At 40.6% G+C, this 22,795-nt stretch carries 18 protein-coding genes; 11 read left to right on the top strand and 7 right to left on the bottom strand.

Translation table 11 applies throughout. The features are described from left to right. Positions 1–149 precede the first annotated feature (149 nt). The gene (locus C0V70_RS13045; RefSeq protein ID WP_102244302.1) at positions 150–2,705 is read left to right on the top strand and encodes a S8 family peptidase; all 2,556 of its coding nucleotides are present in this window, start codon (positions 150–152) and stop codon (positions 2,703–2,705) included. A 38-nt stretch (positions 2,706–2,743) separates the two neighbouring features. Here C0V70_RS13045 and C0V70_RS13040 read toward each other — a convergent pair whose 3' ends face one another. Further along, positions 2,744–3,274 carry a DUF2799 domain-containing protein gene (locus C0V70_RS13040; protein ID WP_158649682.1) on the bottom strand — a complete coding sequence of 177 codons (531 nt, stop codon included), beginning with the start codon at positions 3,272–3,274 and terminating at the stop codon, positions 2,744–2,746. Between the two features lie 306 nt (positions 3,275–3,580). Between C0V70_RS13040 and C0V70_RS13035 the strand changes: the two genes are divergently transcribed. From C0V70_RS13035 to C0V70_RS13020, 4 genes are read left to right on the top strand one after another with little or no spacing between them, the layout of a single operon-like run. Next, positions 3,581–5,428, top strand: coding sequence for a hypothetical protein (locus tag C0V70_RS13035; protein WP_102244300.1), 1,848 nt, complete (start codon positions 3,581–3,583; stop codon positions 5,426–5,428). Then, on the top strand, positions 5,425–6,099 hold the full coding sequence (locus C0V70_RS13030; protein ID WP_102244299.1) for a Type 1 glutamine amidotransferase-like domain-containing protein: 675 nt from the start codon (positions 5,425–5,427) through the stop codon (positions 6,097–6,099). The genes C0V70_RS13035 and C0V70_RS13030 overlap by 4 nt, the downstream gene beginning before the upstream one ends. A 28-nt stretch (positions 6,100–6,127) precedes the next feature. Then, positions 6,128–7,774, top strand: a complete 1,647-nt coding sequence (locus C0V70_RS13025; protein WP_102244298.1) for a protein-glutamine glutaminase family protein — start codon at positions 6,128–6,130, stop codon at positions 7,772–7,774. Next, positions 7,774–8,028, top strand: coding sequence for a hypothetical protein (locus C0V70_RS13020; protein ID WP_102244297.1), 255 nt, complete (start codon positions 7,774–7,776; stop codon positions 8,026–8,028). The genes C0V70_RS13025 and C0V70_RS13020 overlap by 1 nt, the downstream gene beginning before the upstream one ends. 2 nt (positions 8,029–8,030) lie before the next feature. Here C0V70_RS13020 and C0V70_RS13015 read toward each other — a convergent pair whose 3' ends face one another. The 3 genes from C0V70_RS13015 to C0V70_RS13005 are packed head-to-tail and all read right to left on the bottom strand — an operon-like array spanning position 8,031 to position 9,846. Further along, positions 8,031–8,615, bottom strand: coding sequence for a methyltransferase family protein (locus C0V70_RS13015; RefSeq protein WP_158649681.1), 585 nt, complete (start codon positions 8,613–8,615; stop codon positions 8,031–8,033). After that, the gene (locus C0V70_RS13010; RefSeq protein WP_102244295.1) at positions 8,615–8,980 is read right to left on the bottom strand and encodes a YbaN family protein; all 366 of its coding nucleotides are present in this window, start codon (positions 8,978–8,980) and stop codon (positions 8,615–8,617) included. The genes C0V70_RS13015 and C0V70_RS13010 overlap by 1 nt, the downstream gene beginning before the upstream one ends. After that, a complete protein-coding gene (locus C0V70_RS13005; RefSeq protein ID WP_102244294.1) occupies positions 8,977–9,846 on the bottom strand; it encodes a LysR family transcriptional regulator in 870 nt (289 codons plus the stop codon). Before C0V70_RS13005 ends, C0V70_RS13010 begins: the two co-directional genes overlap by 4 nt. A 187-nt stretch (positions 9,847–10,033) precedes the next feature. Between C0V70_RS13005 and acnA the strand changes: the two genes are divergently transcribed. From acnA to C0V70_RS12980, 5 genes are all read left to right on the top strand, one after another. Further along, positions 10,034–12,697, top strand: a complete 2,664-nt coding sequence (gene acnA / locus C0V70_RS13000; RefSeq protein WP_102244293.1) for an aconitate hydratase AcnA — start codon at positions 10,034–10,036, stop codon at positions 12,695–12,697. 152 nt (positions 12,698–12,849) lie between these two features. Beyond that, a complete protein-coding gene (locus C0V70_RS12995; RefSeq protein WP_102244292.1) occupies positions 12,850–14,697 on the top strand; it encodes a S41 family peptidase in 1,848 nt (615 codons plus the stop codon). Between the two features lie 136 nt (positions 14,698–14,833). Beyond that, positions 14,834–17,017, top strand: coding sequence for a carboxy terminal-processing peptidase (locus tag C0V70_RS12990; RefSeq protein ID WP_102244291.1), 2,184 nt, complete (start codon positions 14,834–14,836; stop codon positions 17,015–17,017). Positions 17,018–17,021: 4 nt separating this feature from the next. After that, positions 17,022–17,246 carry a hypothetical protein gene (locus C0V70_RS12985; protein WP_102244290.1) on the top strand — a complete coding sequence of 75 codons (225 nt, stop codon included), beginning with the start codon at positions 17,022–17,024 and terminating at the stop codon, positions 17,244–17,246. A 33-nt stretch (positions 17,247–17,279) separates the two neighbouring features. Continuing rightward, entirely contained in the window at positions 17,280–17,921 is a 642-nt protein-coding gene (locus tag C0V70_RS12980) for an RDD family protein (RefSeq protein WP_102244289.1), read from the top strand. On the opposite strand, the gene C0V70_RS12975 is transcribed toward C0V70_RS12980, so the two are convergent. Continuing rightward, on the bottom strand, positions 17,922–19,007 hold the full coding sequence (locus C0V70_RS12975; RefSeq protein WP_102244288.1) for a type IV pilus twitching motility protein PilT: 1,086 nt from the start codon (positions 19,005–19,007) through the stop codon (positions 17,922–17,924). It lies immediately after the preceding gene. A gap of 62 nt (positions 19,008–19,069) precedes the next feature. Here C0V70_RS12975 and C0V70_RS12970 point away from each other — a divergent pair, with 62 nt between their 5' ends. Continuing rightward, entirely contained in the window at positions 19,070–20,080 is a 1,011-nt protein-coding gene (locus C0V70_RS12970; RefSeq protein ID WP_208107736.1) for a glycosyltransferase family 9 protein, read from the top strand. Here C0V70_RS12970 and C0V70_RS12965 read toward each other — a convergent pair. Then, a complete protein-coding gene (locus C0V70_RS12965) occupies positions 20,031–21,704 on the bottom strand; it encodes an amidohydrolase family protein (RefSeq protein ID WP_102244287.1) in 1,674 nt (557 codons plus the stop codon). The two genes, C0V70_RS12970 and C0V70_RS12965, sit on opposite strands and share 50 nt — an antisense overlap. Next, the gene (locus C0V70_RS12960) at positions 21,704–22,738 is read right to left on the bottom strand and encodes a DnaJ domain-containing protein (protein WP_102244286.1); all 1,035 of its coding nucleotides are present in this window, start codon (positions 22,736–22,738) and stop codon (positions 21,704–21,706) included. The genes C0V70_RS12965 and C0V70_RS12960 overlap by 1 nt, the downstream gene beginning before the upstream one ends. Positions 22,739–22,795: the final 57 nt, after the last annotated feature.

Raw genomic sequence — 22,795 nt, 5'->3', positions numbered from 1 at the left:
CTCAGGGTGTTCCTCAAAAAGCTTATGATTAATCCATTTGTCAGTGTTCTCTTTTGAGCACTTATTTTCTTATTTCTCAATAAAAAAACGAGACATATTCCAAGTGAAATGTTACTAGAGCGGATCAATGTTTACCAAGGTGCGCATAAATGAAATTAAACTTCCTGCTTCTAGCTTTATTCTCATTTTTTACAGCTACAGCTTTAGCAAAAACATTTCCGGCAAAACCAGAGTTTGATGGATACATAATAAAGTTCAAACAGAATGCCTCAAAAAGAGTTGGACTTCACTTGAAATCATTTGGAGTAGATAGCAATGTTGCCGAAACATCTTTTGGGACATTCGCCAAAATTGATAAGTTACCTAGTAAGAACTCAAAAGATAAATCATACATTCCATCAGGTGATATTGAATACGTTGAACCAAATTGGGTAGTTTATAAGCTGGATTTCTTTGATCCGGTCTTTCCGATGAAGGATGAGTATTTCCGCGAGCAGTGGGGGCTGGATTATATTGGTTATACTAAATTAGCAGCTAAGCAAAACTCCAAAAAAATTAAAGTTGCTGTTATTGATACAGGCGTTGATTACAGACATGAGGACTTGCAAGGGCAGATTTTGATCAATGAAGCTGAAGCTAATGGAGAGCCTGATGTGGATGACGATGGAAACGGTCACGTTGACGATATTTATGGATTTGATTTTGAGAACGACGATGGTGACCCGATGGATGATAATGCACACGGCACTCATTGCGCGGGAGTGATTGCTGCCAGACATAACAGCACCGGGATTGCGGGCCTTCTTCCCGAAGGACAAATTCTACCGATAAAAATCTTGAACGCTCAAGGTCGTTCAACTGTTTTTGCGGTCGTAAAAGCGATAGACTATGCTATCTCTCGTGGAGTGCATATCATTTCTAACTCTTATGGTTCGCCTGAATATTCAAGGGCCGAAGAGCAAGCAATTAAACGTGCTGATGCGAGAGGAATTGTTTTTGTAGCAGCGGCTGGAAATGAGGATTCTGATAATGACTCTGTTCCGGTTTATCCCGCTAATTACGACGTACCAAATATTATCTCCGTTGGTGCAATCGATGATGTCGGAAAGATTACTGACTTCAGTAATTATGGACGAACGACTGTCGATATTCTGGCCCCAGGGTATGAGATTTTATCAACAATCCCGAATCATAAATACACAAAAATGAATGGAACCTCGATGGCTACACCTTTAGTCGCCGGAATGGCGGGGTTGCTGCTTGATAAAAATATGACTTTAAGTCCGGCTGAAGTAAGAAAAGCAATTATCGATGGCGGAGTTAGCTGGGGACGTCCAGCTCAGGCCAATGAAGGGCGCTCAATTGGTGGAATTGCCAATATCGGGTACTCACTAAATAGTGTAAAAAGCGCATACTTTTCACTTGAAGGTTCGGTGGCCCATTCGTCTTCAGAAGCCTCTTTGGAAGTTTCTTATAAACTGAAAGTAGAGAACGCCACGCTTAATGCAAATGATCTTCAGTTGGTGGCCAAATACATTAAAGGTAACACACAGGTAGAAGAATACTTTGATGTTGGTCCGGGAGCTTTAACTGATACTGGTGGAGGTATCTTGCTGGAAGATTTCACCAACGAAGAAATCTTTGATCCAAATTTTAATCCAGATATCAATATCGAAATTTACTATAAACACCGCAAATTGGCGGAGAAAAAGCTAAATGTCAGAGGAAAGACATCGAGTCTTAGGATGATAATGCTTGAGTCTTCCTTAGAAAAAGCTACTGCTAAAGTGTTGATTAAGTATGGTGCGCATGAAAATGCGGAACTTAAAATTCAGCCAGGGCCAAATTATGAGTCGTATGAAATTGAAAGCGACGATGTCACAAATGGAAGCCGCAATTTAGTTGTCATTTTTAAAGGCCTGAATAAGAAAGCGTTTACAGCTAGCCAAATTTTCTTTGAGTCGATTCTCATTAAAGAAAGTGAAATTGTAGGAGCAAGTAAGGTGCAGTTAGTTTTCAGTTCGATACAAGATGTCTCGTTTGAGTACATTCGAGTAAGTTATGCTTATGGGACCGTTGGTTTCAAGTATGTAGTGTATGTTCCAGAGTCTTTGGATGGCGCTCATGTTAAAATAGACGTTTTCAACGAAAAGACATCGGGGTTAATTTATTCGGGTAGTGGCTTTGCCAATAATGTAGGGCTGACTTTTGTAACAGATACCGAGAATTTTGGAATTGATGGATGGCAATTCGTTGGAAGGAAGTGGTTTGGAGTTAATGATCCAATCAACTTGATTGTCAAAACGTACGTAGATAGTAGATTAATAAAAACTGAAAAATATCCTTTTCCTTCGATTAGTCTGGATAATCTGACGGTTGATCATGCAATCACTTATTTTAGACATTTAGTCCAAGGGAGATTTGATCTGGATAGTGAATTAAGAGAAAAGAGAATGACTAATATGACCTCAATCTTAGCTAAACTAAATGATGAAGAGGTTAAGAGTTATGTTGCCCAAAAGTTAAACCCATACGATGGAGACTCTGAGGGAACGATTCTAGGTAAATTAATTCTGGATAAATTCAATACTTCAAATAAAGAACCCTATAAAAAATTAGGGGAAGCTTTAGAAGGGGCAGCTTCAAACTTTTCGATATTTAAACGTTCGGCTTACAAGAAGTTAATTAAAGAGTTGAAAGAATAAAAAAGGGCCTTTAGGCCCTTTTTATTTTATAGAGTTGATTAACGGAATTTAAATGTATTTTTAGCACCTTCAATTTCCAGGGCCTGGATTTCACTTCTTAGTTTTTCCAGTCCTTTTTGAATTTTGTGGTACTCGTCGCTGTCGGCAGAGTTCGTCGTGATTGTTGGCTTCAATTCTTCCAGACGCTCTTTTAATTCTTCTTCTTCATCTTTTAATTCAAAGACGTGTTTTCCAATAAGGTATTTTTCTCTGAACATGCTCTCGCGTTCGGCCGGACAGAAACTGAAGTAGCGATCAGAGCGTTTCCCCATTTCAAAAGCGCGGTTGGGAAGACAGTACTCCATCCATCCCTGGTAAAATCCTTTTTCATAAGCTTCAAGATCAATGCTTGGGTTTCTTCCCATACATACGTTTCTAAGGTCGTCTGTGTATTTAACTGGAGAGCCTTGTCGCCCTTGAAGAAGGCCGAGCTCTTTCATGTCTTTGAAACAGTCTTTTTTACTGATAGTTGAACATGAGTACAGAGCAGAAAGAGAAATAAAAAGCAGCACAGATAAGCGTAGAGACATACGGGGGTCCTTAAAAAAGAGATTATTTGACACCCATCCTATCGGTGGATGTGTCGAATATTTCAGTGATTTATTGAAAAAATAAATACCAGAGCAAAATGCTTTATACTGTTTATAGGAGCATCTATTTTTCATAAGCAACTCTCACATGAATTGTTAAGGCCAGCTTATTATTCTTCGCTCTAACGTCATTGGAGAGTCCCTAGGAGGCCCATTGGGGCCAGATGTAAGGGAATGTTTTGCCTATGAGAATTTGCCCAGTGAAAATTTATTGGAATTTTTTTTTGGAATCTCTGACAATAAGGTATGGGAAATACAAAATTAAAAGAGTCAAAACCAAACAAAGACACTAACCCTTACGGAAAATTCAGGGAGATAGACGGAAGTCACCCTCTGAAGAAAAACGTCCCCGAAGCGGTGGTAGAGTATCAGGTGAGGACAAGGCATGGCGGACAAGTGGCCTTCTTCAATTTTGATCTCGCTCGTGAAATCGGACTCATCCCAGAAAATCATCCAAACGAACTCACTAAAGAACTCAAAGAAGAAATCCTAAACACATTCAGTATCGTCATCATAAACGAATACGATATGATGAATAATTTTAATTTTCCCAAGGAAGAAATCAGACCGAACACTTACATGGCCACTCGTTACTTGCAGTTGCAGCACCCGTGCAAGAAGGGGACGACATCGGGAGATGGAAGAAGTATCTGGAATGGTCAAATTTCTAAAGGCGGAAAAACGTGGGACGTTTCAAGCTGTGGAACGGGCGCAACAAAGTTAAGCCCTGCCTGCAATATTAATAAAAAATTCTATCAAACAGGGGACCCGACGGTTTCTTATGGCTGTGGTTACTCAGAAAAAGATGAAGGACTAAGCTCGCTTTTTTTCAGTGAAGTTTTAGCTAAAAACGGACTGGAAACAGAGCGCGTTTTAGGGATCATTGAATTTCAAAAAGGTTTAGCAATTAACATTCGCGTGCACGACAATCTTCTTCGTCCATCGCATATGTTTAATCACTTAAAACAAAACAATCTGCCGACACTTAAGAGAATGGTGGATTACTATATTGAACGCCAGACTAAAAACAAAGTCTGGAAAAACGTCCCATCAGATTCAAAAACAATTTACGACTATTTCTTAAATCAAGTGACTGAGACATTTGCTGAAATGGCCGCAAACTTTGAAGACCAGTATATCTTCTGCTGGTTAGACTGGGATGGAGATAACATCCTGATGGATGGGGGAATCATCGACTACGGATCAGTCCGTCAGTTTGGTCTCTACCACCATGAATACCGCTACGACGATGTTCAGCGCTGGTCGACATCAATTAAAGAGCAAAAACAAAAAGCACGCTACATCGTTCAGACGTTTGCTCAAATTGTTGACTACATTAAGAATGAAAAGAAAAAATCAATTGAAGATTATAAAAATCACCACTCGGTTGTGACGTTTGATAAGCGCTTCTTTGATTATAAAAACAGAAACATTTTAAGAAAAATCGGATACCCGCAAAAGTATGTCGACTTTCTTTTAGAGAACTGCAGAAAAGACGTAGAAGACTTCAGAGAAGACTTCAGCTACTTTGAAATGGCCAAGTCAGTTAAAGGTCCACAAAAAGTACCAGATGGAATTAACTGGAACGCGATCTTCTGTATGCGCGATATTTTAAGAGAGCTTCCACAAATTTACCTTTCTCGTGGATTAGACGGGAAGGTGAGTGAAGCTGAATTCTTGGACGTGATCAAGTCAAGCTATGCGACGAAAGCGGATTTAAAACGCTCATTAAGAAGAGACTTAAAGATTAGAAGCTATCAGAAAAATTATATAAAGTTACTTAATAAAGTTGCGGCAAAGTTTAAGACTGCGCCGGAAAAAGTCCTGTTAGACGTGTCTATGCGCTCGTCAGTTATTAACAAGTACGACCGCGTGACTGGGGATTCGATTACAACAATCGTTCAAAAGGTGATGAACCAACGTCCGAAGCTGGGAGCAGAAGAGATCCAGGGAATTTTAAAAGAATTCACTGACTATCAGAACCTGAACCCGGATAAAGATAGAAAGCCTTCTAACTTTGAAAGTGAAAAAGAACAATCGCGCCTGGTAAAAGGCATGCTTCAGATCGTACGAGAGTTTAGAGACGGAATATGAAAATAGTTCTCTATTCCGGAGGCGGCGAAAAGGAAAATCAATTCCTTAATAAACGCGCCCTCGAACTCACTGGTGCTGATGTTCCTAAACTGACATTCATTCCTTCAAGCTCATACGATGCCGAAGAAGACTTTAAGTTCTTTGTAGAAGAGTTCTCAAAGCTTGGCGTTCAGCGTTTTATTCACTTTTGTGTAGATACGCCCTTTACTAAAACTCTTTTGAATGAAGTGTTAAAAAGCGACCTCATCTTTTTGGGAGGAGGGAACACTTTTTATTTCTTAAAACATTTAAAGAAGAACAAAATGTTCGGCCATTTTAAGAAGTTTCTTAAAAGGGGGGGAGTGCTTTGCGGTCTTTCGGCCGGGGCCATTGTCCTGACTCCACACGTGCACACCGCGAGTTTCCCGCATTTTGACCGCGATGAGAACCCATGGGACATGAAGAACCTCTCGGCCATGAGACTGGTCAATTTTGAGTTCTTTCCTCACTATAAAAACTCAAAGCGATATGATGCCGAATTAAAACACCATTCTAAGAAGTCAAATTTACCTCTATATGCCTGCGCAGACGGGGGAGGTATCATTATTGAGAAGGATCAACTCTCTTTTTGTGGGAAAAGTCACGTCTTTTTCCAGGGAAGGAAGTTTACCATTTCAAGCTACCTGGGGTAATTACAGTCCCTTTTTTTAGGAAGAAAAAATGAGAAAGCTTTGCGCTGGTTTGTTTGTCATTTGTTATTTCGTTTTGAATGCTGTTGTTCATGGAGCGACAATTGAAATCGAAGGACGAGCACTTGATTGCCCGAAAGATTCAGCAGGTGTTTTTGTTTGCCAGAAAGATGCTGAAAAGATTCTGGTAGTCGATACTGGTTATGGATTTTCTGCGGTTACTAAAAGTGGCAGTAAATATCCCATTGTTAAATTAGTCGATAAAGTTTCAGATGGAACGCGAGTTTTGTTTGAAGCGTCTGATTACTTAAGATCAAAAGCTCCTGATTCAAAGGCCAAAAGAATCAGCGATACTAAAGCTGTTATCTCATCGCTTAAAGGCGTGAAGCATCCTCTGGCACTAGAGCTAGTAGCTGATGCAAAAGAATACCTAAAAAATAATAAGGGTGGGGAAAAAGAACTTAACCTGACGATTGGTAATGAGAAGGAAGCTTACCAGTGCCGTATGGGAGAGACGAGAAAACTCTCTCAAGCAGAAACAAAACTTGATGAATTATACGGCAATGTGAAATGTGAGTATTACTCATGCCAGAAACCTGGATCAGATGAAAAAGTCCTGGCCTTCCTGCCAACAGATAATTCTTTTCAAGGCCCTTCTGTCTTAAAGATGAAAGAAGGCCAGGCGCAGCTAGTGGTCGGCGACTTTAAGGCCACTGGAAAAGATGGAGTGACTTATCTAGAAGAGCAAAAGAGTACAGGGGATGAGGAGCTTTACGATCCACGTCTTTTAAAAGCGGATATTGATCCATCTTTAATGGTTCCTTCAAAGTATGAAGCGAGTAAGTCGAGTTTTAACTACCTGACAAACCTGAATGAAAATAATTTTACGGCCGATGCTGAAGGGCTCTGCAGTAGCAACGACATCAAAGACCTCTTTTCTCTTCAAAAGAAAATTGGAAAAGAGATGAGAGATCATCTCTCTGAAGCCGAGCTGGTGGAATACTTAAAAATGGTTGACGGGAGTATAAGCTCTTATTACGTCGATAAGAAAAAAGGGCAGTCTCTTGGGTGTTTATATCAAGGGAAAATTGTCGATAACAGCGTTATTCAAAATTTTGATCACCTAAAAGATATCTCGATTCCAAAACCAGTTACAAAGTATCTCACTGAAGAAGAAGTGCAAAAACTTTTCACTGACGCCAAAAATATGAAAGATATTCCTTTCGGCTACAAATACGATGGTTGTTACGCCCGCGCACACATCATGTCTCGCCGATTTGAACAAATGGGAATTGCCGCTCAAAAAGTCTGGATTAAAGGGGATTTAAAAGTTCCAGGGACAGACATTGAGTGGAACTATCACGTTGCTCCAGTTGTCGAAGTTAAAAAGAAAGATGGGACAATTGAAAAGTATGTTATCGATCCTTCGTTAACCGAGAAGGCCGTGACTGTTGATCAATGGGTTGCCAAAATGGATAGAGGCTATAAAGGTCCGATTATGAAAACGACTTATCCTTTTCCTTTAAATGGTGGAAGTTTTGATCGCACAGTTGTGGCGATCTCATCAAGTGAACCCTTTGCGCCAATGGATATGCCTATTACAGAAGAGCAAAAAATGGGGCATGCGACTCAAGTCTTAAAAGAATTTTCTGAAGTTTTAGCGAGTAGAGGTAAATAATGAAACTAACAACTCTTTTTTGCTTTTTATTCGCGGCCAATGTTCAGGCGATGACGCTGACAAAAGATTTTGTGACCACAAGATTGAAATACAACGATGCTAAAAAAGTTTACGATGTCGATTTTTTAAATCAGGCCGGAGTTTATAAAGCTGATGATAAAGATTTCTCGTGTCTGCAAGGCTCACTAAAAAGTAAGAAACCAGTGAAGGTGACTTTTGATCCAATGGGCTTAAAGATTACCGAATGTAAATAGCCCTAGAGCCAGCGTCTCACTTTATTTTTGTAATCGGCGTAAGAAGCCCCGTGCATTTTTTCCAGGTATTCTTCTTCCAATCGCGTTTGAATCTGCATCAAGATGTGGGCAATTAAAAAAACCACAAGCGACCAGACGTTAGGAAGAACCATAAAAAAACCTAAAAGACTTCCATGCATTCCCAAATAAATCGGGTTGCGTGAGTAATTAAAGAAGCCCTCATGAACGAGCTCCGTCTTTTTTTCGTAATCAATTCCAATTCTCCACGAATTGGCCATTTGTATTTGGGCAATCATCACCCAAAGAAGAGAGACGGCCATAATGATAAGCCCCAAATAAAATACACTTGGAGGAAGATCAAGCTGAATAAGTCTTGGGAGTCTTTCTTCATTAAAAAGATAAAGAAGCGCAGGAAATCCAGCGGCCAGGATGACAACTTTAAAAAGTTTCCCGATATAGTCGTGGGCACTGTCTGTATTTTTAAATGTGATGGCCAAAATCTTTTGTTGTCTCCAGACACGAACTGTCGGCAGAACTAAACAGAAGAGAATAAAAAAGATGAAGTAAAGAACGAGAAAGATTTTCATTATTTTGCCTTTCCTGGACGACTCCAGATAAAAACCAACACGGCCAAAAGAACAGAAGAGGCCAGGATCTTTATCCATAGATCAATATTAAGTTTTGGAAAACGCCAGCCAATCACCAGTAGAATCATAACTGTTGCCAGCCATTTCGCCTTGATGCCAATGACTCCACTTTGCTGCCAGTCTTTTAGAGGTGGCCCCAGGTATTTGTGTTCGAGCATCCACATGTGCAAGCGCACACTCGATTTAGAATAGAAGAAAGCGGCCAGCAGTAAAAAAGGCGTCGTCGGAAGAACCGGCAAGAAGGCGCCGATAATTCCCAGAGCGAGGCTTAGATGGCCTAATAAAAGGTAAGTGATTTTCTTCATGAGTCTATATCGTCGAAATACTCAGTAATGTTAGTTTTTAATTCGTTATAAAACGGAGTGAAAATTTCCAATTGAGCGATGGTTTTTCTGGTAACCAGCGAAATGGGGCGATTCACCTTAAGCGTTTTATAATGATTCTTTTTTATATGAAGTTCTTTGCAAAGGCCAAGGGGAATAAGCCCGTTGCCCAGGCCAACTTTGGCCATTTGATAGACAGCGAGGAAAGACTCAACGTAGATGACCGAATTGGAAAAAAGGTGCGGGTACTCTTTTTTGACCGTGGGCCCGATGCTCTTCCATGTTGCAGAGTTTTCTTCAATTGTAATAAGTGGAAGATTTTTATTGGGCTTATTTTTATTTTCTGCATGTAAAAGCGCCAGAGGTTCATCGACTAAATGAAAACTGGCCAGGTCTTTTCGCATATCGTTTGATGTACAGATACCCAATTGGTATTTTCCAAGTGTCACGTTTTCTAAAAGCATCAAGCTTCGGTGAACGTGGATGTCGAGACGGAGATTTTTAAAAGAGCGCAAGGTTTGATTAATAACTTTGGGCCCAAAACTTCCAGCGATAGAGTCGGAGAGGGCCAGAGAAAATTGAGAGATGTGAGAGCTTTTCGTTTCCGGAGCGATGGAAAGATTTTTAAGTTCCAGCAAAAGTGGCTTGGCCTTACTCAAAAACTGCAACGCTTCCGGTGTGAGCTTAAGGCGTCTGCCATCGGGTTCAACAAGTTTCATATCCAACTCAACTTGTAGGGCATGGATCCTTTTACTCACTGCAGACTGAGTCAATCTCAGTGCCAAAGCTGCCTGACTTACAGTTTCGTGTTTTTCCAGGGCAATAAGGGCTTCAATTCCGTCTAACATATTCCTAATTCTACTATATTTTATTCAATTTATTCAATTTTTTCTTGTATATAATGACGCTAGAATGTGTTCGAGACGGCAAACACACGGAATTTCTCACAATGGAGGGAAATTCCCTCGTGACGTGCTTTTTTATAAAGACTATACTAGGCCTACAAAACATTTAATCTCACACAAAGGAGACACCATGAGCAAGGTGAAAAAAACACTACAGGTTGGTTCTAAGAGCTACGCTTACTACTCACTAAAAGAAGCAAAAAACTTAGGTCTAACAGACATCGACAAACTTCCAAAGTCACTAAAAGTTTTATTAGAAAACTTACTTCGCCATGAAAACGGCAAAGACGTAACATTCGACGACGCAAAAGCGATCAACGAGTGGGCAAAAACTCAAAAATCTGACCGCGAAATTGCTTACTATCCTGCGCGTGTTCTAATGCAAGACTTTACAGGAGTTCCTGCAGTTGTAGATTTAGCAGCGATGAGAGAAGCGATGAAAAAAATCGGTGGAGATCCAAAAAAGATCAACCCACTTATTCCAGTAGACCTAGTTATCGATCACTCGGTAGCAGTGGATTTCTTCGGGAAAGCTGATTCATTTGATAAAAACGTTGCTCTTGAATACGAAAGAAATAAAGAGCGCTACACATTCCTTAAATGGGGACAAAAAGCATTTAAAAACTTCCGCGTCGTTCCTCCAGGAACAGGGATTTGTCACCAGGTTAACCTTGAATACCTTGCTCAAGGTGTTTGGACTAAAACTGAAAATGGTGAAACAACGGCTTACCCAGATACATGTGTTGGGACAGATTCACACACAACTATGATTAACGGTCTTGCCGTTCTAGGATGGGGTGTTGGTGGTATTGAAGCTGAAGCGGCAATGCTTGGCCAATCAGTCACAATGACTGTTCCAGAAGTTGTAGGTTTTAAACTTACAGGAAAAATCAACGAAGGCATCACTGCTACAGATATCGTTTTAACTGTCACTCAGATGTTACGTAAGCACGGTGTAGTAGAGAAGTTCGTTGAATTCTACGGGCCAGGAGTAAAAGCTCTAACTCTTGCAGATAGAGCAACGATTGCTAACATGGCACCGGAATACGGAGCAACATGTGGATTCTTCCCAATCGATGAAAAGACAATCGACTATTTAAAATTCACAGGAAGATCTGCTGACCAGGTAGCTCTTGTTGAAGCTTACGCAAAAGAGCAAGGCCTATGGCTACACGAAGGTGACGCTGATCCAGTGTTTACTTCAACTCTTGAACTAGACCTTTCTAAAGTTGTGGCTTCTCTATCAGGACCAAAACGTCCTCAAGATAAAATTGAACTGACTGCGGCAGCAGACGCATTTGGAAAAGAGCTTGTGGGAGCTTTCAAAGTAGACCCATCACAAGTAAATACTGAGTATGCCGTTGAAGGTGCAGACTTCAAACTTAAGCATGGTGCTGTGGCAATCGCTACAATCACTTCATGCACGAACACTTCAAACCCATCTGTTATGATTGCAGCTGGTCTTGTGGCGAAAAAGGCAAGAGCTCTAGGGCTTAAGTCTCAGCCATGGGTAAAAACAGCTCTTTCTCCTGGGTCTAAAGTTGTAACTGATTACCTTGTAGAATCTGGACTTCAACAATCTCTTGATGAACTAGGATTCACGCTGACAGGATACGGATGTATGTCTTGTATCGGGAACTCTGGACCACTTCCAGAAAACATTTCTAAGTCAGTTAACACAAACAACCTGGTAGTGACGTCAGTTCTTTCTGGTAACAGAAACTTCGAAGGTCGTATCAACCCAGACGTAAAAGCTAACTACCTGGCTTCACCTCCGCTAGTTATCGCTTACGCTCTTGCAGGTAACATCAACATTAACATCTCAAAAGATCCAATCGGAAAAGGTGCTAATGGACAAGATATCTACCTAAAAGACATCTGGCCGACTCACGAAGAAATCAACACAATCCTTAACGGAAAACTTACAAGCGCAATGTTCAAGAAGCGTTATGAAAACGTTTTTGAAGGAGATGCTCACTGGCAAGCAATCAAGACGACAGAAGGTGACTTCTTCTCTTGGGAACCAGATTCAACTTACATCAGAAACCCAACTTTCTTCGAAGACATCACTGGTGGAAAAATCAACACAATTAAAGTTGATAACGCTCGCATTCTGGCACTGTTTGGTGACTCGATTACGACTGACCACATTTCTCCAGCTGGTAACATCAAGAAAGCTTCTCCAGCAGGCGCTTACTTAACTGAAAAAGGTGTATCGGTTGCTGACTTCAACTCTTATGGATCACGCCGTGGTAACCATGAAGTGATGATGAGAGGAACATTTGCTAACATTCGTATAAAAAACGAAACGGCTCCAGGTACTGAAGGTGGTGTCACGAAATACGTACCAAACGGTGAAGTTATGCCAATCTACGATGCAGCGATGAAGTACATCGAAACAAAAACTCCACTTGTGGTTATCGCAGGTAAAGAATACGGAACAGGATCATCACGTGACTGGGCAGCGAAAGGAACTTTCCTACAAGGCGTAAAAGCGGTAGTGACTGAATCTTTCGAGCGTATCCACAGATCTAACCTGATTGGTATGGGTGTTCTTCCGCTGGTATTTGAAGCGGGGACAGACAGAAAAACTCTTGGACTTGTTGGTAACGAGACAATCTCTCTAAACCCACAAGGAGAGTTCAGACCAGGTATGAAGTATGAAATGACAATCACGAGAGCTAATGGCGAAGTGGTTAAAACGATGCTTACTTCACGTGTGGACACTGCTGATGAATTAAACTACATCACAAATGGCGGTATCCTTCAGTACGTACTACGTAATTTAAAATAGCCAAAACAGCTTTAAGTAGCTGGAAATGAGAAGGGGGTGTCTAAACATTAGACACCCCCTTTTTTGTTTATCATGTAACTATTTCTCTTCCCCCCATAGGTCTCCCTGAAAAAGTTAGAATCAATCATTCACTGTAATGGAAAGGAGACACCATGTTTAAGACATCAGTACTGTCAGTTTTACTTATGACTTCAGCTTTATCAGCGATGCCTGCACAGGCCGGATTGTTGGATCTTTTTAAGAAACCAAACATCCAATCAGAAGCTGTTAAAGATGTTTATTCAGGTGTTAAATTCACTTACCTTGATACAGAAGACAGACTTCTTATCGTTAACAGCTTTTTAAAGACTGTTGAGCTTGAGTACGCTCTTCTTCCGCTTAAGGCAGAGAGAGTTGGATTAGACTTTAAGAAAGTAAAAGCAGAGGCCTTAGCAGCTGAAGAAGCAGCGGGCTCAATTACGCTTTCAGCTGCAGATAGAAAAGACCCGGTTTTAAAAGATAAGATTGCAGAGCTTCAGGCCGTAGCGAATATGGAGTTTCTGGATAGAATGCAGCTTTTAGTTGCTAAGTTTGAAGACACTCACTTTGGTATCAACGAAAAAATTTCAAGACCATTTATTTATAACGGTATCAGACTTTTTAGAGTTCAAGGAAAAGTTGTTATCGGATCAATTGAGCCAAAATTCATCTCAATGGTTCAAAAACTTTCCGGCGCAGATTTATCAGGCCTAAGAGTTGGTGATGAAGTTCTCGCTATCGACGGTGTATCAGTTGAAGATAAAGTTAATGAACTAAAGGCTTATATCGCAGGAAGCTCGGATGAGTTTAGAGACTCACAAGCAGTGCGCTCACTGACACTTAGAAACTTTAAGTACGACAAGAAAAACTATATCAATATTAGATTAAAGAGCGCTGGTTTCTTGAAACTGCCGACTTTTGTAAATAACCCAACATCTGAAACACTAAGACCGGATGCACGCGCTTTTATGAAATTGTTTAATATCCCATCAGACACGGCATCTATCGGGATTACATTTGATAGAGCGACAAATAAATGGACTGACTCTGGTTTAGCTTTTGAAGGTTATTCAGTAAGAAAAATCCAGGGCAACATTAAAGGCCTGACAGAGTACACGGATGACGGTGGAAGTGTAGGGCTTAGAACAGGTTATTATATCAATAAAGGAAAGACGTACGGGTATATGCAACTTATGACCTTTGCGACTAAAAACTTTAAAACAGGAAACACAACTCAAACTTTCCTGGATGCGATTAGAAACTTTATTATCGAGTTAAAAGAAAATGAACTTCCACTGATTTTTGACCTTCGCTCAAATGGTGGTGGTAATGGAAATTTCCCTTCAGCGGTATTATCAATGCTTGCCGAAGAAGGAGTGGTATATCCTGGGGCAACTTCAGGGATGAGAATCACTCACTATATGCGCCAATTACAAGAACCATTTATGCACCAGATGGTCAATGCTGAAAACGAAAATACAATCCTGACAGGTGATGAGTTCAACGCGATGTTTGAAGATGCAATTGATAACCGTCTGGATTATTCGCCAATGTACGCTTCTGACCCGACTCCATTTGATGCCAAAGTAAAAGGCTTCAGTAATAAGATCGTGGCCCTGGTAACGGCCGACTGTATTAGTGCGTGTGATAAAATGTCTTTCTTACTAAAGTCGTCAAAAAGAGCGACTATTATTGGAACTCATAGCAATGGTACAGGAGCAGGGTATTTATCAACTTCTGAGCTAGACACAGAGTGGACGGATCCTCTAAGAGTGCTTTCAAGCCGAGTTCCAAACTACCTTTTTGGTTTACCTGGTAACTCTTTTGACATCAACATCTTCGAAGCTGATAGTGTTTCAAAAATGTGTACGGAAAACATGCCAACTCAGGCCGACGTAACGTACTCGAACACTATGGTTGATATCACAAGAAACAACCTTGGTTGGTTACAGAAAGCTGCTCAGGTTCTTGAAGAAAAATAGTTAACATCTAAGATCGGATACTCTCGGTAGGCCCAGACACTGGCCTACCGAGCAATTTTTTCTTTTGACTCCTCCTCTATAAGTTGGGGTATCATTGATTGATAGACTTTAGGTCCTATACAATCTTGGAGAAAAAATGAAACGTCTGTGTCTCGCATTGGTGCTTTTACTTTCTTTTAACGCGTTCTCGCAGGCGAAAGATCCAAGAGATCCGAGGCGCGAAAAGCTCATCGGTAATATCCTAAAAAATGCACTTGAAACATACCACTACCGTGGAATCAAAATTAATGACGAAGTTTCTCAAAAGGCTTTCCAACAATACTTAAAGAAGATTGATGGTTCAAAACAATTCCTGACAAAAGGGGATATTAAAGAGCTTGAAGCTTATCAGTTCCAGATGGACGATGAGATGGTAAGCGGTGACTACGTTTTAATTGAAAAAGCGGGTGCTGTTTTAAAGAAAAGAATTGCTCTTGCTGAAGCATTAAGAAAAGAAGTTTTCAAAAAGCAATTTGATTTCAACGGAAGTGAAACACTTGAACTAGACCCGGAAAAAAGAGACTGGGTTAACGATGAGTCAAAACTAAAAACTAATTGGGAAATCGTTTTTAAACAAGCGACTCTTAACAAGTATCTTTCATTAATTGATGAGCAAACAGAAAAGCCAACTCCAAAAGGAGCGAAGGCCTCAACTAAGCCAGTTAAAAAAATGAAAGCAGAAAAGAAACTAACAGATGCTGAAATGAGAGCAAAAGCTCACGAATCAGTTTCTAAAAGATTCCAGAAAATTTTTGAGCGTCTAGCTGCTTTAGACAGAGACGATCAACTGGATAACTTCTATAACTCAATCTCAGCAGTTTTTGACCCGCATACAAACTACCTTCCAGCAAAAAAGAAAGAAGATTTCGATATCGACATCACAGGGAAACTTGAAGGAATCGGTGCCGTTCTTCAGGAAGATGGATCGTTCATTAAGGTTGTTCAAATTGTTCCAGGTGGACCTGCCTGGAGAGGAAAGGAGCTGGAAGCTGACGATATTATCCTTTCAGTTGCTCAAGGAAACAAAGAAAGTGTAGACCTGACAGATATGAAGGTGGACGATGCTGTTCGCTATATCCGTGGTAAAAAAGGAACTGAAGTTCGTCTGACAATTAAAAAAGTAGACGGGACAAGAAAGATCATTTCAATCATCCGCGATGAAATTGAAGTCGCTGCTTCCTTTGCAAAATCTTCAGTCATTCAGATGAAAGACACTGACGTAAAAGTTGGTTACATCCAACTTCCAAAGTTCTACCGTGATTTTGAAAATGCAAAGATCAACTGTACAGATGACGTAAGAAAAGAAATTGAAAGACTTAAAAAAGCTAAAGTCGATGCCATCATTCTTGACCTAAGAAACAATGGTGGGGGAGCTTTAGAAGATGCTCGTTTAATGTCAGGACTTTTCCTGGAAAAAGGACCGATTGTACAAGTTAAAAATCACATGGGGCAAATTGAAGTTCTGGAAGATGATGACCCAAGTGTGAGTTACGATGGACCGTTAGTTGTTCTTCAAAACCGCTTCTCTGCTTCAGCTTCAGAAATTTTAGCGGGAGCTATGCAGGATTACGGCCGTGCGGTTATCGTTGGTGGGGATTACTCTCATGGTAAAGGGACTGTTCAAGCTGTTTTAGATTTAAACCGTGGACCATTAGTTTCAATTTTTGGTGAGACAATGGGAGCGCTTAAAGTAACAATCCAGAAGTTCTACCGTGTAACAGGGGCTTCAACTCAGTATAAAGGAATCACTCCAGACCTGGTTCTTCCTGATATCTTCAGCTACGTCGAAAGCCGTGAAAAAGACCTGGAGTACTCGCTTCCATGGGATCAAATTCAAGCGAAGCCATTCACAAAATGGAACAAGTTTGCTTACAACCTTCCAGACTTAAAAGCTAAGAGTGCTGCAAGAGTAAAATCAAACCCTCGTTTTGCTAAGATCAACCGCAACGTTGATTACTTAAACAAGAAAAAGAAAGAAACAATTGTGTCTCTTAACCTGAAAAAAGTTCAGGAAGAAGAAGTGGCCAACAAGAAAATGGCCGAAGAACTTAAGCTTGAAGAAGAAAACAAAAACCTACTTGTAACAAATTTTGAAGACTCACTAAAAGCTCACGAAAACATCCGCCCGGGTGATATGAAAAAATGGTCGAAAGACTTTGAGCAAAGAAAAGAAGAGTGGGTAAAAACTCTAAGACAAGACGTTGTTTTAGAAGAGGGTGTGATGATCGCTGGAGACATCGTGAAGTCACTAAGAGTAAAGAGTACTGTTTCTTCAAAATAAGATTATGTTAGATAACCGCGAAGTAAATGCTATTTTAGAAAAATTAGAAAATCTCGACGACGAGGCCCTGGCCGTTGAACTCCTTAAGGAGTTCAACGCTGCCTCTGGGAAATTAGGAAAACTGCTTCTGAATCTGGACAAGTCCCTTGCTCATGAAGAGTGGAAGGCGGAGTGTGATAAGGCCCAGAAAGACTTGGACAATATTGTAAAACGAATTAACGATTTATAAGATTTTTGCGAATTAAGAGAAAGGAAGCTTTTAATGAGTGATAAGAAGGGCAGTTCGAGCAATAAACTTGGTTCCACTTGTATGCCTGAAGGGCGCACAAGCATTGTTAAAAAACCCGTCCATGGTGAAAAACTAATTCTTGATGAACCAAGTGTCAAAACCAAAACCCGCACAGAGCACTATCAGGAACTTTCTAAAAACGACAAGGTTAAAGATGAAGAGGACTTTTATGATTTCTCTTCTCCCATCCAGCGCGCTCTGGGCCTAGCGATAGATGCAGCCTTTTTATTTGGACTCTATAAACTGATCTTGAAGCTCTCTTCTGTTGAAGTCAAAATTATCAATTATTTTCTGGATAAATATAAGCTGCAGTTTATGTTTGGCGAAGCCGCTTTATTAAAAGTGGTGCTTGTTGCAAGTTGTGGTTTTGCTTTAATTCTTGCAGTGGTGATTCCTGCGGCCTTTTTTAATTCAAGCCTTGGAAAAAAATTGACCAAACAAAGAATCAGAGGAGATGAGAAATACACGCTTTCTATCTCTCAAGCGTTTTGCCGTGAGCTTATCTGGAAGCCTTTAAGCATTGCCTGCGTAATTGGGTTTGTGCTGCCGTTCTTTGATAAAAAGAAGAAGTCCCTTCACGATAAAATTTCGGGAACATTCATTATCAAAGACTAGTTATTCAACAATCAGCTTCTGAATGAAATCTGCCTGTGATGAAACTGCATCCAGCGCCACTTCTTTTTCAATGAATCCTTTCTGGTAAAGGAACATGATGTGCTGATCGAAGGTCTGCCCGCCGTTTGTCGATTTTCCTTGTCCCTGAGAGATGATGTGTGGGATGCGGTTTAAATCGTCTTTGCCACTGATACAATCGCGGATACCAGGTGAGGTCACCATGATTTCCTGAGCAATGACTACGCGTCCGTTAATCCCCGGAAGCATGCGCTGTCCGATGATAGCGTATAGGTTTTCGGCAAGTCTCTTTCTCACTTCTGGTTGCTCGTGAGTCGGAAACATGGAAATGATTCGGCCTATAGTTGTCACTGTATTTGTTGTATGGAGAGTAGAGAAGACGATGTGTCCGGTTTCCGCCGCTTTTAAAGCGATATTGGCGGTAATAGGGTCGCGCATCTCTCCAATAGAGATAACGTCAGGGTCCTGTCTTAAAGCGGCCCTTAGGCCTGAAGCGAAGTCCTCAGTGTCGCGTCCCACTTCACGCTGAGAGATACGCGCCTTTTTCTGAGGGTGCATATATTCAATCGGGTCTTCAATCGTCACGATGTGCGAGGCGCGGTTTTCATTGATATGATCAATCATTGCCGCCAGTGTCGTACTTTTTCCTGAGCCAGTGGCACCAGTTACCAGGATTAAGCCGCGTTTTTGAAGAGCGATTCTTCCCAGTGTTCTTGGCATATCCAGTTCAGTGAGGTTGGGAACTTTAGTGTTGATAACACGAAGAACGATTCCAATATTTCCAAAATAACTGAAGATATTATAGCGCAAACGACACAGGTCGGGGATAGCAAACGCCCCGTCTAGTTCGGCCTTGGCACTAAAGTGATTATCGATATTCTGGTCAGAGACCAGGATTTTAACGATGTCTTTGACGTCGTTAGGGGTAAATATTTTTGTTTGAACCGGGATGAGTTCCCCTCGGATTCTTAAACATGGGACTTCGTCCGTTCTGATGTGAATGTCACTGGCCTTATGTTGAATGGCCACTGAAATCAGTGAAGCGAGGTTTTTTAATGTAAAGGCCATGGGTTTTCGTGTTTCCAATATCGTTTTCCAATATGAGTAATCTAGTTTATTATCATAGGAGAATGAAAATAAAGAAAGTTCTAATTATTCGCTTTTCCAGCTTTGGGGACATTGTTCAATGCTCGTCAGTTGTTGAATTAATTCGTCAGAAATTTCCTGACGCCAGGATTGATTGGGTGACGCGAAGTGATTTTGATTACCTGGTAAAACTCAACCACGACATCAATCACGTATGGTCATTTAATAAGAAAGCAGGGTTCAAGGGACTTATTGAACTGGCCTTTAAACTGCGAAAAGAAAGTTATGACTGCGTCTACGATGCTCACAACAATCTTCGCTCATCCGTTCTTTCATTTATTTTGCGATCGGCCTTTCCTTCGCCGTATTGGGTGACGAGATCAAAAGAGCGCTTTAAGCGCATTCTACTTTTTACCTTTAGAATCAATTTGTTTCCCAAACCGTTTAAAGGAATTCATTCGTATGAAGCTCCTTTAATTAAGTGGGGGATCACCCCTCATGCGGACCCAAAGCTAGTGACGTGGGATTTTAATCCTGCCGCTCTAGAAAAAGTTTCGCCTTATATTCAAGGTAAAAAAAGTATTGTACTGGTTCCTTCGGCCGCATGGGAAATGAAGAGATGGCCTTTGGATCATTGGAAAAAACTAATTCAAGTGATGCCGGAAGTGCACTTTGTTGTCTTAGGTGGAAAAGAAGATCATTTCTGTGAAGACTTAAAAAAGGTTGCACCAGAAAGAGTCGAAAACCTTGCTGGAAAACTTTCATTAGTGGAGAGCTGTGCTCTTATTTCGCGCTCTGAATTGGTGATTTCAGCAGACACTGGACTTCTTCACGTCGCCGATGTTTTAGGGATTAAGGCACTTTCATTAATGGGTCCGACTGCATTTGGTTTTACAACCGGCCCACAAATCAAAACTTTAGAAATCGAACTTCCTTGCAGACCGTGCACAAAAGACGGACGCGGAAGCTGCTCGCAACAAGTCTACCAGCGCTGCATGGTAGAGATTACTCCTGAGAAGGTCGCTGATGAAGCGCGCCTTCTGATCCGCGGATAGTCTTTCTCATTTCCCACAACAAGTGACTGATGTACGGTCTTCTGGTTTCCTTAGTGGCCACCATAAGAAGCTTGGTAATTTTTAAGCTGGTTGGATTTGAGTAAAGTAGGATCAGGAGTTCCTGGATATAGTTGGTCGAAAGGGTGATGTAGTTATCTGTTCCAATTCCCAGTGATACGCCTTTTTTCTCCCACCATGAAAACGGATGGTCTTTGTAATCAGGAAATGCACCAGTCAGTTTTAAGTTAGAAGAGGGAAGCGCCACGAGTGAGACTTTTTTATTGATCATACGGTTTAAAACATCGTGTTGGTAATGCTCGATCTCTCTGGCCGTGTGAAATTTTGTTTTTAAGAATTTGATCTGCTCTTTTTGCGTAAGCTTTTCACCTTTGACGATTTTGTCACGGACCTCTTCATCCTGCCATTCCATGTCCATAATTTCATCGTATTCAAAACTCTTGGGATCAAGAGGTTTTTGATTCTGATTCATTTCCATGATTCTTTGGAAGAGTCTATGGAAGTAGTAATTAGGGTTGATCCCTAAACTTAAACCGTGCTCGAGTGTATCGATGTGCCAGATGTTTAAAGCATTGTCGACGGCCTGAACTCCCAGTCTTAAAATTTTCCAGGTTTCACCATGGTGAGATCTGATCCTGAATCCTTGGTATTGAAGTCTTCTTAGGCCTGATTTCATTTCCATGAAATGTTTTTTTCTATAAAGTTCTCGTTCATCACCCACAGTGTCGACTTCACTTAGAACTTCTTTTAAGAAAGGGTATTTTTTTAAGATGTCGAGAATGCTCACAACTTGTTCGTCAAAATGTTCTTTTTTAGAGTCGTAAGCGTTCTGGTCAAAGAAGTTACTTTCCTTTCTAAAACTAGGAGAGAGGATAAAATTAAAAAATGGCTTTTCGGCCTTAAACTTCATGAAGCCTTCATAAAGTCCAAGCACAACATCATCTTCAGTCAGGTTTTCAAGACCAGGGATTTGTTCATCGCTGATACCAGTACTGCGGGAGAGAGTAAATTTCAGCCTGATTTTTCCAACATTGTATTTATCATAAAGTTCTGAGGCCATGTGATAAGCGGCCTCAACATGGGCCTCTTTAGTCGTCAGGATCAATTTTGAAAGATAGAGAATCTTGAGGTAAGTTTTAAATTGTTCGCCCTCTTTAAGCCTGATTAAGCGGTCGACATCACCAACAGAGGTAACAGGGATAGAGTCTTCACCGTAGACCTGTTTAATTTTATCTTCATAAAGTTTTTTATCCGGGCCATCGAGTAGTTTTTTTAGTCTCGGGTAGATAAACTCCGCAGAGAGTGATCCGGTTAAATGGATATGCTCTTCATGGTAAGAGAGAGGGAACTCCTTAAAGAAGCCAAAAAAAGCTTCAGAAAAGGGGTGTGAGAGGATGGTTGAAATATCCACTTCATTGTTATGAAAACCGGCAATGAGTTTTCTAAATTCTTGCAGAGATTTTTCAACAAGTGGGTTGCATTTTAATTCCGGGTGATAGGCCAGAAGCTCTAAAGTGTCGCTAATGGTGATCCCGTTGGTTTCGCTGATAATATCAATCAAAGCATTTTTAATTTCATTGATAATTTTTTCTTTTTTCGCAAACATTATTTCTTCCTGCTGGTAAGAATTAAATCATAGGCTTCTTGAATATGATTAAATTTGCTCAGGGCCTTTTTTTCCAACTCTTTCGGCAGATTCATCTGTCCGATTTTATCCGGATGGCGGGCCATGGCGATTTTTTTATAAGTTTTTTTAATGTCTTCAATTTCAGAGTCCTCATCCATTTTTAAAATGGCATAAGCCGTCTCTAAATCTTTTTTGTGTTGCAGTTTTGGCAATGGAGTCATGATGTCGGCATAACTTAAAAAAAGCGACATCTCTTCAAAAAAGAGTGAAGGGTTTTTTGCCCACATATTCGCTTCTTTTGTAATGATCAAGTCAACAGCTTCTTTCATTGTCTCTTCTGAGAATTGTCCTAAAATAGGAGACTCGGAAAATAAGCGATCATCTTTTACTTTGGACTTGATAGTAAAAAGAACCTTAAGCTGCAAGGCCAGCATGAATTCATGTGTTGAGACATGACACTTTTTGGCCACTCGTTCAATCAGAGTTAGGTCTTTAGTTCTGATTTCTTCAATCATCATTAACACTAGCATCAGGACAGAAAAATAGTTTTTAATAGCTTCAGGATTTTTTTGGTTATCCACTGTCAGGAAACGGGCATAATTTCTTTTTTCCGCCAGCATGATAAAAGCGTTTACTTTGCTTTCGGTCAGTGTGTAGCCGTAGTGACGGGTAATATCATTCTGGATTTTTTTAGAAAAATCGCCACCGCCCCAGCGGGTTTCTTTATAAAGTGCTTCAACTTCTTTTGTTGGTGGAGGTAAAGGAGATGAGATCTCTTGCGAAGAGTGAGAGGTCTCGTGATGATTGCTTGATCTTTCTGTCAGGCCATACTGAGCACGTAGTCTTTCTTTTTGTCTGCGGATCATACTATCGATGTCGTTATCTGGTTCATACTGGCCAGGAATCTTTCTTTTAATGGCCTCAAAAAAGACTGGAAGAACGATCTTTACAAACATGAAAAGAACGATGACACCAAGAATGACTCGAATGATAATTTCTTTATTAAGAAGCATAAACTATAGTATCATTAAAAAGATTCGTGCATTTAATAAAAATAGTTATCAAAGAGT

Source organism: Bacteriovorax stolpii (genome assembly GCF_002872415.1).
Taxonomy (GTDB): domain Bacteria; phylum Bdellovibrionota; class Bacteriovoracia; order Bacteriovoracales; family Bacteriovoracaceae; genus Bacteriovorax; species Bacteriovorax stolpii.
Note: the sequence above shows the minus strand (reverse complement) of the source record. Positions and strands in the feature narration are given on the sequence as shown.

Coding starts and splice junctions, on each gene's coding strand:
- C0V70_RS12990 (WP_102244291.1), top strand. CDS start 14,834: ATGAAACGTCTGTGTCTCGCATTGGTGCTTTTACTTTCTTTTAACGCG.
- C0V70_RS12970 (WP_208107736.1), top strand. CDS start 19,070: ATGAAAATAAAGAAAGTTCTAATTATTCGCTTTTCCAGCTTTGGGGAC.
- C0V70_RS12975 (WP_102244288.1), bottom strand. CDS start 19,007: ATGGCCTTTACATTAAAAAACCTCGCTTCACTGATTTCAGTGGCCATT.
- C0V70_RS12985 (WP_102244290.1), top strand. CDS start 17,022: ATGTTAGATAACCGCGAAGTAAATGCTATTTTAGAAAAATTAGAAAAT.
- C0V70_RS13005 (WP_102244294.1), bottom strand. CDS start 9,846: ATGTTAGACGGAATTGAAGCCCTTATTGCCCTGGAAAAACACGAAACT.
- C0V70_RS12960 (WP_102244286.1), bottom strand. CDS start 22,738: ATGCTTCTTAATAAAGAAATTATCATTCGAGTCATTCTTGGTGTCATC.
- acnA (WP_102244293.1), top strand. CDS start 10,034: ATGAGCAAGGTGAAAAAAACACTACAGGTTGGTTCTAAGAGCTACGCT.
- C0V70_RS12995 (WP_102244292.1), top strand. CDS start 12,850: ATGTTTAAGACATCAGTACTGTCAGTTTTACTTATGACTTCAGCTTTA.
- C0V70_RS12965 (WP_102244287.1), bottom strand. CDS start 21,704: ATGTTTGCGAAAAAAGAAAAAATTATCAATGAAATTAAAAATGCTTTG.
- C0V70_RS12980 (WP_102244289.1), top strand. CDS start 17,280: ATGAGTGATAAGAAGGGCAGTTCGAGCAATAAACTTGGTTCCACTTGT.
- C0V70_RS13020 (WP_102244297.1), top strand. CDS start 7,774: ATGAAACTAACAACTCTTTTTTGCTTTTTATTCGCGGCCAATGTTCAG.
- C0V70_RS13040 (WP_158649682.1), bottom strand. CDS start 3,274: ATGTCTCTACGCTTATCTGTGCTGCTTTTTATTTCTCTTTCTGCTCTG.
- C0V70_RS13010 (WP_102244295.1), bottom strand. CDS start 8,980: ATGAAGAAAATCACTTACCTTTTATTAGGCCATCTAAGCCTCGCTCTG.
- C0V70_RS13025 (WP_102244298.1), top strand. CDS start 6,128: ATGAGAAAGCTTTGCGCTGGTTTGTTTGTCATTTGTTATTTCGTTTTG.
- C0V70_RS13030 (WP_102244299.1), top strand. CDS start 5,425: ATGAAAATAGTTCTCTATTCCGGAGGCGGCGAAAAGGAAAATCAATTC.
- C0V70_RS13035 (WP_102244300.1), top strand. CDS start 3,581: ATGGGAAATACAAAATTAAAAGAGTCAAAACCAAACAAAGACACTAAC.
- C0V70_RS13045 (WP_102244302.1), top strand. CDS start 150: ATGAAATTAAACTTCCTGCTTCTAGCTTTATTCTCATTTTTTACAGCT.
- C0V70_RS13015 (WP_158649681.1), bottom strand. CDS start 8,615: ATGAAAATCTTTCTCGTTCTTTACTTCATCTTTTTTATTCTCTTCTGT.